The sequence below is a fragment of the Pseudomonas sp. PL-6 genome (genome assembly GCF_054110165.1).
Genome location: NZ_CM134189.1, coordinates 3,190,588 through 3,204,456, shown reverse-complemented (window position 1 = coordinate 3,204,456; position 13,869 = coordinate 3,190,588). Strand labels below are relative to the sequence as shown.

Here is a 13,869-nt window from a genome sequence, read left to right as displayed (position 1 = left end):
GGTGGGCGTCTCGTCAGGCGGAACGCCCATCTTGTCTATTGGGCGCATAATGGCCACTGACCTACACAACCTGTGAGGGTCGCCGATGTCTCGTCCGCCACCGTCAACCAAGGCCGCGCCGGGTTGCGACAGGGATGTGGAGCGCCTGCTGGAGATCGTGCGGCGCACCGTCAGCGAATTGCGCCCGCAGGCCGCGACTGCGCTGCAACCGGGCCTGGACAGCGTGCTGGATCGCGATCTGGGCCTGGACAGCCTGGCCCGCGCCGAGTTGTGGGCGCGCATCGAGCAGGAATTCGGCGTGCGCCTGCCGGATAGCCTGTTCGCCAGTGCCGAGACCCCCGCCGACCTGCTGCGGGCGCTGCAGGGGCGCACTGCGCCGGCGGCCGCCGCGTCGCCCGTCGTCGCGCCCGACACCGAGGCGGACACCGCCCAGGTGCCGGCGACGGCGCAGACCCTGATGCAGGTGCTGGAGTGGCACGCGCGCCGCCACCCGCAACGCACCCACGTGCACCTGCTTGGCGAGGGCGACGAGCAAGAGGACATCAGCTACGGCGCTCTGCACCGCGGCGCCCAGGCGGTGGCCGCCGGCCTGCAGCTCGGCGGCCTGCGGCCGGGACAGGCGGTGGCGCTGATGCTGCCCACCGGGCGCGACTTTCTCTACGCCTTCTTCGGCATCCTGCTGGCCGGCGGGGTGCCCGTGCCCATCTATCCGCCCCTGCGCCTGTCGCAGATCGAGGAGCACCTGCGCCGCCAGGTCGGCATCCTCACCAACGCCGAGGCGCGGCTGCTGATCACGGTGAGCGAGGCGCGCCTGCTGGCCCGCCTGCTGCGCCCGCAGGTGCCGAGCCTGCGGCGTATCGCCAGCGTCGCCGAACTGGCCGGCGAGGGCGGCGGCTGCGTCACGCCGGCCAGGGGCGCGCAGGACCTCGCCTTCTTGCAGTACACCTCGGGCAGCACCGGCCAGCCCAAGGGGGTGATGGTCAGCCACGCCAACCTGCTGGCCAACCTGCGGGCCATGGGTCAGGCCCTGCAGGTGGGGCCGCAGGATGTGTTCGTCAGCTGGCTGCCGATGTACCACGACATGGGCCTGATCGGCGCCTGGCTGGGCAGCCTGTACCACGGCGTGCGCCTGGCGCTGATGTCGCCGCTGGCCTTCCTCGCCCGCCCGGCGCGCTGGCTGTGGACCATCCATCGCTTGCGCGGCACGCTGTCGGCGGCGCCCAACTTCGCCTACGAACTGTGCCTGAGCAAGTTGCCCGAGGCGGAGCTGGAGGGCCTCGACCTGAGCTGCTGGCGCCTGGCCTGCAACGGCGCCGAGCCGGTCAACCCGGACACCCTGCGGCGCTTCGCCGAGCGTTTTGCCCGCTACGGCCTGGCCCCGGCCGCGCAGACCCCGGTCTACGGCCTGGCCGAGGCGACCCTGGGCGTGGCCTTTCCGCCCCTGGGCCGCGGGCTGCTGGTCGACCGGGTGCAGCGCGAGGCGTTCCAGCGCCGCGGCGAGGCGCGACCGGCGGGCGCGCAGGATGACGCGGTGCTGCATTTCGTCGCCTGCGGCCGGCCGTTGCCGGGGCACCGCATCCGCATCGTCGACGAGCGCGGCGTCGAGCTGCCCGAGCGCCGCGAAGGGCACCTGCAGTTCAGCGGCCCGTCCACCAGCGCCGGTTACTTGCGCAACCCGGAGGAAACCCGCCGGGTCCTGCGCGACGGCTGGATGGACTCGCTCGACCTGGCCTACATGGCCGGCGGCGAGGTCTACCTGACCGGGCGCGCCAAGGACCTGATCATCCGCGCCGGGCGCAATATCTACCCCTACGACCTGGAAACCGCGGTGGGTAACCTGGCGGGGCTGCGCAAGGGCTGCGTCGCGGTGTTCGGCAGCCAGGATCCGGCCAGTGGCACGGAGCGCCTGGTGGTGCTGGCGGAAACCCTGGAGCAGGAGGCCGGGCGGCGTCGGCAACTGCAGCAGGAGGTCAGCCGCGTGGTGCTCGAGCTGGCCGGCGTGCCGCCGGACGACATCGTCCTGGCGCCGCCGCACAGCGTGCTGAAGACCTCCAGCGGCAAGATCCGCCGCGCCGCCTGCCGCGAGGCCTTCGAGCGTGGCGACATAGGCCGGCCGCGCCTGGCGGTCTGGCGGCAGCTGCTGCGGCTGGTCGGCCAGGGCCTGCGCGGGCAGCTGCGGCGCAGCTGGCGTGATGCCGGCGCGTGGCTCTATGGCCTGTACTGCTGGCTGCTGTTCGCGTTGCTGGCGGCGCCGACCTGGCTCGGCGTGGCCCTGCTGCCGCGGCGGCGCTGGTGTCGTCTGTGGGCGCGGGCCGGGGCGCGCCTGTACCTCGCGCTGTCCGGCGTGTCGCCGGCGGTCGGCGGGCTGCAGCGGCTGTCCACCGCTTCGGTACAGGTGCTGGCCGCCAACCATGCCAGCTACCTGGACGGTCTGCTGCTCTGCGCCGTGCTGCCGCCGCAGTTCGCCTTCGTCGCCAAGCGCGAGCTGGCCGAGCAGCGCATCGCCGGGCGTTTCCTGCGCCGGCTCGGCGCCCACTTCGTCGAGCGCGTCGACCCGCGCGGTGGCGCCGCCGATGCCGAGGCACTGCTGACGGCGCTGGCGGCAGGCGAGTCGCTGGTGATCTTCCCCGAGGGCACCTTCGGCCCCGAGCCGGGGTTGCGGCCGTTGCGCATGGGCGCCTTCGTTCTGGCCGCACGCAGCGGCGCCGAGCTGCTGCCGCTGGCCATCGGCGGTACGCGCGAGTGGCTGCGCGACGGTCACTGGCTGCCTCGTCGGAGTTCGCTGCGGGTCGAGTTCTGTGCGCCGCTGAGGGCGCAGCAGAACAGCTGGCTGGAGGCGATTCGCCTGCGCGATGCGACCCGTGCGGCGCTGTTGCAGCAGCTGGAGGAGGATGAGCGGGTGCCGCGCTTCGGTTAGCGCGGCCCGCGTGCACGGATGGGTGGGATCTGGCTTATGGTTGAGCCTGACCCCGGCTGCGAGTCGACCGCCTATGCGCATCCCGTTGCTGTTTGTCGTGCTGCTGCTCGGCTGCGCCAGCGCGCCCGAGCCTCCTCAGGCGCCGCCGGATTGCGCCCCGCGCAGGGCGGTGCAGGTGGTCGACCACGGCCTGCACGCCGGCCTGCTGCTGCCGGCAGCCGACCTGCTGCAGCGCCTGCCGGGCCTGGCCGAGGACTTCCCTGGCACGGGTTTTATCGAGCTGGGTTGGGGCGACGAGGGCTTCTACCGCAACCCGGATGCCGGTTTCGCTCAGGGCGTGCAGGCGCTGTTCTGGTCGGGCGACAGCGTGCTGCACCTGGTGCAGCTGGCCGCGCGGCCGACTGGCGGGCAGATGACCCTGGCGCTGGACGAGGCGGGCTACCAGCGCCTGCTGGACTACCTGCAGGCCGGCTTCGCCCTGGATGCCGAAGGTCGGCCGCAAGCGCTCGGCCCCGGCCTGTACAGGCACAGTCGCTTCTACCGGGCCAACGGCCGCTACTCGCTGCTCAATACCTGCAACACCTGGGTCGCCGAGGCGCTGGCGGCGGCCGGGCTGCCGCTCGGCGAGGGCTCGCCGCTGACCGCGTCCGGGCTGATGAGGCAGCTGCGGCGCCCGGCGCTGGCGGGTTTCATTTGCCAAGCGCCGTGACCGCGCCAGCCTGCAGTCGGCGCCTGCCCGGATTGCATCCGGGCTGCAGTGTCATTCAGCGCGGTAGCGCGTCGAGTATCTGCAGGGCCACCCGCACCCGCTCGGTGTTGGGGTAGTTGCGGTTGGCCAGCAGCACCAGGCCGATGTCCCGTGCCGGCAGCAGCAGGACATAGGCGCCGAAGCCGTTGGTCGAGCCGGTCTTGTTCAGCAGCAGGTCGCCTGTGGCGGGTATGGGCGCGTCGAAGCGCTCGATGGCCTGTGGCTGCAGCGCCATGTCCGCGGAGTTGCCGGCCTGCAGGCGCGCCAGGTCGATGGGGTAGGCGTAGCGCTCCCAGCCCAGGCCCTGGCTCATGTCGCCGACCCGGTAATACCCAGCCTGGGTCATCGCCACGGCGCGCGGCCAGGGCTCGGGTAGCGCCTCGGGGTGCAGGTTGGCCTCGACGAAACGCAGCAGATCCGCCGCGCTGGCTTTTACCCCATAGGCCTCGGCGTCCAGCATGCCGGGGTTGACCCGCACCGGCTGATCCGCCTTGTCGTAGCCCTGGGCGTAGGCGGGCAGGTGCGAGGGCGGTACCTGGATATAACTTTGCGTCAGGGCGAAGGCCGGAAACAGCCGCCGTTCCATCGATTCGGCAAAAGGCTCGCCCAGGCTGGCGGCGGCCAGGTGGGCGAATAGGCCGATGCTCGGGTTGGAGTAGAGGCGCTGGGTGCCGGCGGCATAGCTCGGTTGCCAGCTGCGGTAATAGGCCAGCATCGACGCGCGATCCAGCACCTGTTCGGGAAACTGCAGGGGCAGGCCGCCGGCGCTGTAGGTGGCCAGGTCGAGCAGGCTGATCTGCTCGAAGGGGCCGCCGCGCAGCTCGCTCAGGTGCTGGCTGGCGCTGTCGTGCAGGTCGAGTTTGCCGCTGGCCGCGGCGTAGGCGCCCAGGGTGGCGCTGAGCAACTTGCTGACCGAGCCGATCTCGAACAGGGTGGCGTCGTCGACGGCTTGCCCCGTTTCCCTCGAGGCCAGGCCGTAGTTGAAGGTGTAGCGCCGGCCCTCGACGCTCAGGGCGACCGCCATGCCGGCAATGGCGTGCTCGGCCATCAGCGGTTCAATGATGGCGTTCACCGCCGTTTCGATCTGCTGCTTCGCCGTGCTGCCGGCCAGAGTGTCGCCGGCGCCGAGCAGCAAGCCCAGCAGGAACGCTGCACGCAGGCGACTTAAAGTAGATTCTAGGATTTTTAATTTCATTAAAATCAGTTAGTTATTGAGTTTATATGAGGTGAATTGGCATGTTGTGCGCGCTCGCTAGCGCGACGCTGGCGATGCGGCGGCGTCGCCAATGCTAGCCAGTGAGGTCAGCGTACAGGGTGATGCAGGGCGAGAAAGGCTGCAATCGCCTCGTTGACCGGCTGCGGGTGCGTGACGGGGCCCATATGGCCGAGACCGGCGAATTCAAGCCGCTCGACCCGGGGCAGGCTGGCCAGCAACAGCTCGGCCACCGCGTGCGCGGCGGCGGTCGAGCGCTCGCCGAGCAGGTAGAGCACCGGCACGCGCAGCGTGGTGAAGGCCGCCAGCGCTGTGGGCTCGCTGAGCAGCGCATAAGCCCAGCGGCGCACGTTGCGCACCGAGGCGGTGATGGGGGCCTGACGCCGCTCGGGCATCTGCCGCCAGCTGCCGGGCCCCATCCAGTAGTCGATAAAGTGTTCGGCGGCCGCCGCGGGATCGCCCGCATCCAGAGCGGCCGCCGATTGCGCCACTGTCGCGCGAATGCCGTCGGCGGCATTGGGCGGCGGTTGCCGGGCATCGATCAGGGCGAACAACGTCGGTTCGTAAAGCACCAACGCGGCGATCCGCTCGGGGTGCCTGAGGGCGGCGAGCAGGGCCACCGCCGCGCCGTAGGAGTGACCGACCAGCGCCAGCGGTGCGCCGGCCTTCGCCAGCAGCGGTTCGATCAGCTCGACTTCGTCGCCCAGGCTGATCTGCCGATCCGACGGCCAGTCCGGACTCTTGCCGGCGCCGTAGGCGTCGGGCGCGAGGACTCGGTAGTCGGGCGCCAGGCGCTCCATCAGCGCTTGCCACTGGCTGGAACTGCTGGCGTTGGCGTGCAGGCAGACCACCGCCGGGCCGTTGCCGGCCTCGCGACAGAAGGCTTCGTGTGGCATGCAACCTCCCGCGCTAGACGCGCACGCCTTGCTCGCGCAGGCGCTTGTACAGGGTATTGCGGCTGACGCCCAGGCGCCGCGCCAGGCCCGAGACGTTGCCGCCGCAGGCGCGGTACTGGCTGGCCAGATCGCTGGGCTCGACCGACGATGCCTGCGCCGCACCGGGTGCGCTCGCCGGCAGATCGAGGAAGAAGTCGTCCGGCAGGTGCTCGGCACGGATGGGCTGGTCGTCGGCCATGGCCAGCGCCACGCGCAGCACGCTGCTGAGCTGACGCAGGTTGCCCGGCCAGGGATGACGCTGGAACAGTTCCAGCACCTCGCGGCTGAGTCCGGCCCATTGCTTGGGTTCGCGGTGCTGCTCCCACAGCCGCTGGAACAGCGCCTGCTTGTCGCTGCGTTCGCGCAGCGGCGGCAGTTCCAGGTTCAGCCCGCTGATACGGTAGTACAGATCGGCGCGGAACTGACCGCTGTCGACGTCCTGGCGCAGCGGGCGGTTGGTCGCGGAAATCAGCTGCACGTCCACCGGATGCTGTTCGCTGCTGCCCAGCGGCTGCACGCAGCGCTCCTGCAGCACGCGCAGCAAACGGGCCTGCACCCGCAGCGGCATGTCGCCGATCTCGTCGAGAAACAGGGTGCCCTTGTGCGCCTTGCGGATCAGGCCGACATGGCCCTTCTGGCTGGCGCCGGTGAAGGCACCCTTTTCGTAGCCGAACAGCTCCGATTCCACCAGTTCCGCCGGAATGGCCGCGCAGTTGACCGCGATGAAGGGGTGGCTGGCGCGTGAGCTGGCACGGTGCAGGGCCTTGACGAAGACCTCCTTGCCGGCGCCGGTTTCACCCTGCACCAGGATCGGGATGTCCTTCTCCAGCAGGCGTTCGGCCTGGCGAATGGCCTTGTCCATCCGCGCATCGCCCAGGCTCAGCGCATGCAGCTCGGGTTCGCCGCTGGGGCGCGGCGCGATCTGCGGGCGGAAATCGCGGGCCTGGATCGGTGCCGGCTGCGCCGGGCGTCGAATCCGCGCATGGAAACGCAACTGGCCGCTGGTGCGCAGGCCGAATGGCTGGCCGTCCGGCTGGTTGAGCAGTTGCTGCAGGGGCACGTCGAACAGCTGCTCGATGGCGCCGTAGGCCAGCGGTTGGCCGAGCAGGTTATCGGCGCGGCGGTTGGCCGAGACCACATGGCCCTGTTCGTCGAACACCACCAGGCCGGCCCAGGGGCTGTCGAGGTTGTCCAGGCTGGTGTTGAAGCTGAGCAGGTGGTACTGGTCGGCGAACAGCTTGAGGATCAGGCGGTTCTCCACCGACTGACTCATCATCTTGACCATGCCGAGGGTATGCGCCGGCGGCAGGTAGCTGTCGCTGGAGACGTCGAGCACGGCGATCATGCGCCGCTGTTCGTCGAAGATCGGCGAGGCCGAACCGGTCATGAAGCGATTGGCCTTGAGGAAATGCTCGTCGTGCTGGATATGCACGGCCTGGCCGCAACCGAGTGCGGTGCCGATGGCATTGGTGCCGGTGTAGCGCTCCAGCCAGCTGGCGCCGGCGACGAAGCCGGCGGCCTGGCGCGGCTCGATGAAGCGCCGGTCGCCCCAGGACTGCAGCAGCCGGCCCTGCTCGTCGGCCAGCATGATCAGGCAGTTGGAGTTGGCGAGGATGGTGCCGTAGTAGGGCAGCACCTCCTGGTGGGTGGTCTGCACCAAGGCCTGGCGGCTTTCCAGCAGGGCCGAGAGTTCGCCGGGGGGCGGCGGGTCGAAGCGCGGCGTGCTCTGGTGGGTCAGACCGTAGTCACGGCAGCGCGACCAGGACTCCTGGATGATGGCGTCATGCGCCGGTGCGCGGGCAGCTTCTGTCATGGTGCGATCTCTTCTTGTTGGTTCGCGATCTGCGCCGCGATCGGTCCAGTTTCGTTCAAGCCTGTTCAAAGTCAACGAACGAATTGTTCAGTTGTTCACATTCGACTGTTCAAAAGTGTTCAGTCGAACATCGCCCAGCAACCTGAACCTGCGCTTATTTCTCTTCTGGAACAGATAGATACCCTGATTTTTGGCGGTCTGGCACGCTTGTCGCTGTAGGTGTTCGAAACCGAATGGCAGCACAAGAAAAAGGACAGGCCATGTCGCTCAAGCTCGAACACGTCACCCGTATCGTCGACGGCCAGGTGCATATCGACGATGCCTGCCTGAGTTTCGAACCCGGCTCCTTCAACGTCCTGCTCGGCCGCACCCTGGCCGGCAAGACCAGCCTGATGCGGCTGATGGCCGGGCTGGACCGCCCCAGCAGCGGCCGCGTGCTGATGAACGGCGCCGATGTCACCGGTGTGCCGGTGCGCCAGCGCAACGTGTCGATGGTCTATCAGCAGTTCATCAACTACCCGACCCTGACGGTGTTCGAGAACATCGCCTCGCCGCTGCGCCAGGCCGGGGTGGCCAAGGAGCAGATCGTCGAGAAGGTCGAGGCCACCGCGCGCATGCTGCGCATCGACAAGCTGCTGGCGCGCTACCCGCTGGAGCTGTCCGGCGGCCAGCAGCAGCGCACGGCCATGGCGCGGGCGCTGGTCAAGGACGCGTCCCTGATCCTGTTCGACGAGCCCCTGGTCAACCTCGACTACAAGCTGCGCGAGGAGCTGCGTCAGGAAATGCGCGAGCTGTTCCAGGCGCGCCACACCATCGCCATCTACGCCACCACCGAGCCCAACGAGGCGCTGGCCCTGGGTGGCACCACCACCATCCTGCACGAAGGACGGGTGGTGCAGAGTGGCAGGACCGCCGAGGTCTACCACCGCCCGCAGCAGGTGCTGGCCGCCGAGCTGTTCTCGGAACCTGCGATCAACCTGATGCCTGGGCGCATCAGTGGCACCGAGGTGAGCTTCGCCGATTGCGTGCACTTTCCGCTCAACCCCGATCTGCGCGGCATCGCCGAGGGCGAGTACCGCTTCGGCGTCAGGCCCAGCCATATCGGCCTGGTGCCGTCCAACGACGATGATCTGGAACTGGCCGTGACCGTCGAGCTGGCCGAGATCAGCGGCTCGGAAACCTTCCTCCACGTGCGCAATGAGCAGTTCGTGCTGGTGTTGCACCTACCCGGGGTGCACGAGTACGCGGTGGATGCGCCGATCCTCATCTATATCCCCACCCACAAGCTGTTCGTCTTCGCCGCCGACGGGCAACTGGTGCAGGCGCCCAGCCGTCGTCAGGGGAGGGCCGCCTGATGGCCGAGATTCGTCTGCACAACCTCGCGCACAGCTACAGCGGCGTGCCGAAAGCGCCTGAAGACTATGCAATTCGCGAGATGAACCACGTCTGGCAGCAGGGCGGCGCCTATGCATTGCTGGGGCCGTCGGGCTGCGGCAAGTCGACCCTGCTCAATATCATCTCCGGCCTGCTCAGCCCGTCTCAGGGCGAGGTGCAGTTCGACGGCAAGGCGGTCAACGCGCTGTCGCCGCAGCAGCGCAACATCGCCCAGGTTTTTCAGTTCCCGGTGGTCTACGACACCATGACGGTGTTCGACAACCTGGCCTTCCCGCTGCGCAACCAGGGCCTGGACGAAGCGCGGGTGATGAGCAAGGTGCACGAGATCGCCGAGGTGCTGGAACTGCATCCGCTGCTGCACAGGAAGGCGCGCAACCTCACCGCCGACGAGAAGCAGAAGGTCTCCATGGGCCGTGGCCTGGTGCGCGACGACGTGTCGGCGATCCTCTTCGACGAGCCCCTGACGGTGATCGACCCGCACCTGAAGTGGAAGCTGCGGCGCAAGCTCAAGCAGATCCACGAGCAGTTCAATATCACCATGGTCTACGTCACCCACGATCAGCTGGAGGCCTCCACCTTCGCCGACAAGATCGCGGTGATGTACGGCGGACAGATCGTTCAGTTCGGCACGCCGCGCGAGTTGTTCGAGCGCCCCGGGCACACCTTCGTCGGCTACTTCATCGGCAGTCCGGGCATGAACCTGATCGAGGTGCAGCGCTGCGAGGGCGGGGTGCGCTTCGCCAATACCGTGCTGCCGCTGACCGAGGGGCTCAATCGACGCCTGGCCGAACTGGAGGGCAAGCGCCTGCAGGTGGGCATCCGCCCCGAGTTCGTCCACGTATGGGATGGCGCCTACGAAGACGCGCTGTGCGGCCGGGTGCTGCACGTCGAGGACCTCGGCACCTACAAGATCCTCACCTTCGACCTCGACGGCCAGGTGCTCAAGGCGCGCCTGCAGGAGGATCAGCCGGTGCCGCGCGAGCAGGTGTACCTGAGCTTCCCGGCGCAGTGGCTGATGCTCTACGCCGACGACTACCTGGTGGAGGTGGCGCCATGAGGGTGCAGAACAACAAGGCCTGGTGGCTGGTGCTGCCGGTGTTCCTGCTGGTGTCGTTCAGCGCCATCGTGCCGATGATGACGGTGGTCAATTACTCGGTGCAGGACATCTTCGATCCGTCCACCCGCTATTTCGTCGGCGTCGACTGGTATCGCCAGGTGCTGCAGGACCCGCGCCTGCACGACTCGCTGCTGCGCCAGTTCATCTTCTCCGCCTGCGTGCTGCTGATCCAGATTCCCTTGGGCATCGCCATCGCCCTGTGCATGCCGACGCGCGGGCGCTGGGCCTCGCTGTGTCTGATCCTGATGGCCATTCCGTTGCTGATCCCGTGGAACGTGGTGGGCACCATCTGGCAGATCTTCGGCCGCGCCGACATCGGCCTGATGGGCTGGGTGTTGAACAAGCTGGGCATCAGCTACAACTATGCCTCCAACACCATGGACGCCTGGGTGACGGTGCTGATCATGGACGTCTGGCACTGGACCTCGCTGGTGGCGCTGCTGTGCTACTCGGGGCTGCGCGCCATTCCCGACGTCTACTACCAGGCGGCGCGCATCGACCGCGCGTCGAACTGGGCGGTGTTCCGCCATATCCAGCTGCCCAAGCTGAAAAGCGTGCTGCTGATCGCGGTGATGCTGCGCTTCATGGACAGCTTCATGATCTACACCGAGCCCTTCGTGCTCACCGGCGGCGGGCCGGGCAACGCCACCACCTTCCTCAGTCAGACCCTGACGCAAATGGCCATCGGCCAATTCGACCTGGGCCCGGCGGCGGCGTTCTCGCTGGTGTACTTCCTGATCATCCTGCTGGTGTCCTGGCTGTTCTACACCGCCATGACCCACGACGACAAAACCCGCTGAGGCCGACCATGATGCTGCGCAAACGCCTGGTGCTGCTGCTCTACTTCCTGTTCCTGCTGGTGCCGATTTACTGGCTGCTGAACATGTCGTTCAAGGGCAATACCGAGATCCTCGGCGGCCTGAGTCTGTGGCCGCAAAACTTCACCCTGGACAACTACCGGGTGATTTTCACCGACCGCAGCTGGTACGAGGGTTACCTCAACTCGCTGTACTACGTCAGCCTCAACACCCTGATCTCGCTCAGCGTGGCGCTGCCGGCGGCCTATGCCTTCTCGCGCTACCGCTTCCTTGGCGACAAGCACCTGTTCTTCTGGCTGCTGACCAACCGCATGGCGCCGCCGGCGGTGTTCCTGCTGCCGTTCTTCCAGCTGTACTCGTCCATCGGCCTGTTCGACACCCATATCGCCGTGGCGCTGGCGCACTGCCTGTTCAACGTGCCGTTGGCGGTGTGGATTCTCGAGGGCTTCATGTCCAGTGTGCCCAAGGAAATCGACGAGACGGCCTATATCGACGGCTACAGTTTTCCCAAGTTCTTCGTGAAGATCTTCATTCCGCTGATTCGCTCCGGCATCGGCGTCACCGCCTTCTTCTGCTTCATGTTCTCCTGGGTCGAGCTGCTGCTGGCGCGCACCCTGACCTCGGTGGACGCCAAGCCCATCGCGGCGGTGATGACCCGTACCGTGTCCGCCTCGGGCATCGACTGGGGCGTGCTGGCCGCCGCCGGGGTGCTGACCATCCTTCCGGGGATGCTGGTGATCTGGTTCGTTCGCAACCATGTGGCCAAGGGCTTCGCCCTCGGTCGCGTGTAAGGGAGGTTCGTCATGAGCTGGATGGCCTGGACTCTACCGACCGCGCTGTTCTTTGCCGGCATCGCCGTGCTGCTGGCCGGCATGACGCTGGTCGAGCTGCGCTGGCCTTGCGTCGAGCGCAAGGGTTTTCTGCCGATTGCCACCACCCGGGGCGATCGGCTGTTTATCGGTCTGCTCGGCAGCGCCTACCTGCACCTGCTGGTGATAGGCGTGACCGACTGGAGCGTGTGGATAGCCTCGCTGCTATCACTGTTGTGGTTGTGCGCAGTCATGCGCTGGGGCTGAGCCGGGCTGCCACCGGTATGCCTCTCCCCATATCCTGAGATGGAGGTCTCTATGTTCGACAATAACAACAAGACCCGACATAGCATGGCGTTGGCCGCCCTGCTGGCGTTGTCCGGTTTGAGCGGTGCGGTCTGGGCCGATGCCTTTGAGGAGGCCGCGAAGAAATGGATCGCCGAGGAGTTCAATCCCTCGACCCTGACGCCCGAGCAGCAGCTCGAAGAGCTGAAATGGTTCATCAAGGCCGCCGAGCCGTTCCGCGGCATGAACATCAGCGTGGTGTCGGAAACCATCACCACCCACGAGTACGAGTCCAAGGTGCTGGCCAAGGCCTTCAGCGAGATCACCGGCATCAAGCTCAAACACGACCTGCTGCAGGAAGGCGACGTGGTCGAGAAGCTGCAGACCCAGATGCAGTCGGACAAGAACATCTATGACGGCTGGGTCAACGACTCCGACCTGATCGGCACCCACGCGCGCTACGGCAAGGCGGTGGTGATCAGCGACATGATCGCCGGCGAGGCCAAGGACTTCACTTCGCCGACCCTGGATCTCGAGGACTTCATCGGCATCTCCTTCACCACCGGGCCGGACAAGAAGATCTACCAGCTGCCGGACCAGCAGTTCGCCAACCTCTACTGGTTCCGCGCCGACTGGTTCGAGCGCCCGGAGCTCAAGGCCAAGTTCAAGGAAATCTACGGCTACGAGCTGGGCGTGCCGGTCAACTGGTCGGCCTACGAGGACATCGCCGAGTTCTTCTCGGTGCACGTCAAGGAAATCGACGGCCAGCGTGTCTACGGCCATATGGATTACGGCAAGAAGGACCCGTCGCTGGGCTGGCGCTTTACCGATGCCTGGTTCTCCATGGCCGGCGGCGGCGACAAGGGCCTGCCCAACGGCCTGCCGGTGGACGAATGGGGCATTCGCGTCGACGGCTGCCGGCCGGTGGGCTCCAGCGTCGCCCGTGGCGGTGACACCAACGGCCCGGCGGCGGTCTACGCGACCAGCAAGTACGTCGACTGGATGCGTCAATACGCGCCGCCGGAAGCCCAGGGCATGACCTTCTCCGAGGCGGGGCCGGTGCCGGCGCAGGGCGCCATCGCCCAGCAGATCTTCTGGTACACCGCCTTTACCGCCGACATGACCAAGCCGGGCCTGCCGGTGGTCAACGAGGACGGTACGCCGAAGTGGCGCATGGCGCCGTCGCCCAAGGGCCCGTACTGGGAGGAGGGCATGAAGCTCGGCTATCAGGACGCCGGCTCCTGGACCTTCCTCAAGTCCACCCCGGAGAAGCAGCGCCTGGCCGCCTGGCTCTACGCCCAGTTCGTCACCTCCAAGACAGTGTCGCTGAAGAAGACCCTGGTCGGCCTGACGCCGATCCGCGAGTCGGACATCAACTCCCAGGCCATGACCGAGGCGGCGCCCAAGCTCGGTGGGCTGGTGGAGTTCTACCGCAGCCCGGCGCGGGTGCAATGGACGCCGACTGGCACCAACGTGCCGGACTATCCGCGTCTGGCCCAGCTGTGGTGGCAGTTCATCGCCGAGGCCGCCAGCGGCGACAAGACCCCGCAGCAGGCGCTCGATGGTCTGGCCGCGGCGCAGGACACCATGCTCGGCCGCCTGGAGCGCTCCGGCGTGCTGGGTGAATGCGGGCCGAAGCTGAACGAGCCGCGTGATCCGCAATACTGGCTGGATCAGCCGGGTGCGCCGAAACCGAAGCTGGACAACGAAAAGCCCAAGGGCGAGACCATCGCCTATGACGAGCTGCTCAAATCCTGGGAGCAGGCGCGCAACTGATCGGTAAGGCAGAAACGACAACGGCACCCGCGGGTGCCGTTGT

General features: G+C 67.4%; 11 protein-coding genes. 8 read left to right on the top strand and 3 right to left on the bottom strand.

The window, feature by feature from the left end:
- The first annotated feature begins 85 nt into the window (after positions 1–85).
- Complete coding sequence (locus ACW9UL_RS13540; protein ID WP_457787330.1) at positions 86–2,917, top strand: AMP-binding protein; 2,832 nt, start codon at positions 86–88, stop codon at positions 2,915–2,917.
- Positions 2,918–2,990: 73 nt separating this feature from the next.
- The gene (locus tag ACW9UL_RS13535) at positions 2,991–3,626 is read left to right on the top strand and encodes a DUF2459 domain-containing protein (protein ID WP_457787329.1); all 636 of its coding nucleotides are present in this window, start codon (positions 2,991–2,993) and stop codon (positions 3,624–3,626) included.
- A gap of 55 nt (positions 3,627–3,681) precedes the next feature.
- Here the strand turns inward: ACW9UL_RS13535 and ampC are convergent, their stop codons facing one another.
- From ampC to ACW9UL_RS13520, 3 genes are all read right to left on the bottom strand, one after another.
- Positions 3,682–4,860 (bottom strand): class C beta-lactamase, encoded by a 1,179-nt coding sequence (ampC, locus tag ACW9UL_RS13530; protein WP_457787328.1) that lies wholly within the window; start codon positions 4,858–4,860, stop codon positions 3,682–3,684.
- Positions 4,861–4,967: 107 nt separating this feature from the next.
- Positions 4,968–5,774, bottom strand: a complete 807-nt coding sequence (locus tag ACW9UL_RS13525; RefSeq protein ID WP_457787327.1) for an alpha/beta fold hydrolase — start codon at positions 5,772–5,774, stop codon at positions 4,968–4,970.
- A 13-nt stretch (positions 5,775–5,787) separates the two neighbouring features.
- Positions 5,788–7,626: a sigma-54-dependent Fis family transcriptional regulator gene (locus tag ACW9UL_RS13520; protein ID WP_457787326.1), complete on the bottom strand. Its 1,839-nt coding sequence runs from the start codon at positions 7,624–7,626 to the stop codon at positions 5,788–5,790.
- 260 nt (positions 7,627–7,886) lie between these two features.
- Between ACW9UL_RS13520 and ACW9UL_RS13515 the strand changes: the two genes are divergently transcribed.
- Genes ACW9UL_RS13515 through ACW9UL_RS13490 form a run of 6 tightly spaced genes read left to right on the top strand, consistent with a single transcriptional unit; the run spans position 7,887 to position 13,826 of the window.
- Positions 7,887–8,981: an ABC transporter ATP-binding protein gene (locus tag ACW9UL_RS13515; RefSeq protein WP_021445163.1), complete on the top strand. Its 1,095-nt coding sequence runs from the start codon at positions 7,887–7,889 to the stop codon at positions 8,979–8,981.
- Positions 8,981–10,078, top strand: coding sequence for an ABC transporter ATP-binding protein (locus ACW9UL_RS13510; RefSeq protein WP_457787325.1), 1,098 nt, complete (start codon positions 8,981–8,983; stop codon positions 10,076–10,078). Before ACW9UL_RS13515 ends, ACW9UL_RS13510 begins: the two co-directional genes overlap by 1 nt.
- Complete coding sequence (locus tag ACW9UL_RS13505) at positions 10,075–10,938, top strand: carbohydrate ABC transporter permease (RefSeq protein ID WP_457787324.1); 864 nt, start codon at positions 10,075–10,077, stop codon at positions 10,936–10,938. Before ACW9UL_RS13510 ends, ACW9UL_RS13505 begins: the two co-directional genes overlap by 4 nt.
- An 8-nt stretch (positions 10,939–10,946) precedes the next feature.
- A complete protein-coding gene (locus ACW9UL_RS13500; protein ID WP_021445160.1) occupies positions 10,947–11,747 on the top strand; it encodes a carbohydrate ABC transporter permease in 801 nt (266 codons plus the stop codon).
- Between the two features lie 12 nt (positions 11,748–11,759).
- Complete coding sequence (locus tag ACW9UL_RS13495; protein ID WP_037053054.1) at positions 11,760–12,032, top strand: DUF2160 domain-containing protein; 273 nt, start codon at positions 11,760–11,762, stop codon at positions 12,030–12,032.
- 51 nt (positions 12,033–12,083) lie between these two features.
- A complete protein-coding gene (locus ACW9UL_RS13490) occupies positions 12,084–13,826 on the top strand; it encodes an ABC transporter substrate-binding protein (RefSeq protein WP_457787323.1) in 1,743 nt (580 codons plus the stop codon).
- Positions 13,827–13,869 lie beyond the last annotated feature (43 nt).

Coding starts and splice junctions, on each gene's coding strand:
- ACW9UL_RS13515 (WP_021445163.1), top strand. CDS start 7,887: ATGTCGCTCAAGCTCGAACACGTCACCCGTATCGTCGACGGCCAGGTG.
- ACW9UL_RS13490 (WP_457787323.1), top strand. CDS start 12,084: ATGTTCGACAATAACAACAAGACCCGACATAGCATGGCGTTGGCCGCC.
- ACW9UL_RS13540 (WP_457787330.1), top strand. CDS start 86: ATGTCTCGTCCGCCACCGTCAACCAAGGCCGCGCCGGGTTGCGACAGG.
- ampC (WP_457787328.1), bottom strand. CDS start 4,860: ATGAAATTAAAAATCCTAGAATCTACTTTAAGTCGCCTGCGTGCAGCG.
- ACW9UL_RS13535 (WP_457787329.1), top strand. CDS start 2,991: ATGCGCATCCCGTTGCTGTTTGTCGTGCTGCTGCTCGGCTGCGCCAGC.
- ACW9UL_RS13520 (WP_457787326.1), bottom strand. CDS start 7,626: ATGACAGAAGCTGCCCGCGCACCGGCGCATGACGCCATCATCCAGGAG.
- ACW9UL_RS13510 (WP_457787325.1), top strand. CDS start 8,981: ATGGCCGAGATTCGTCTGCACAACCTCGCGCACAGCTACAGCGGCGTG.
- ACW9UL_RS13500 (WP_021445160.1), top strand. CDS start 10,947: ATGATGCTGCGCAAACGCCTGGTGCTGCTGCTCTACTTCCTGTTCCTG.
- ACW9UL_RS13495 (WP_037053054.1), top strand. CDS start 11,760: ATGAGCTGGATGGCCTGGACTCTACCGACCGCGCTGTTCTTTGCCGGC.
- ACW9UL_RS13525 (WP_457787327.1), bottom strand. CDS start 5,774: ATGCCACACGAAGCCTTCTGTCGCGAGGCCGGCAACGGCCCGGCGGTG.
- ACW9UL_RS13505 (WP_457787324.1), top strand. CDS start 10,075: ATGAGGGTGCAGAACAACAAGGCCTGGTGGCTGGTGCTGCCGGTGTTC.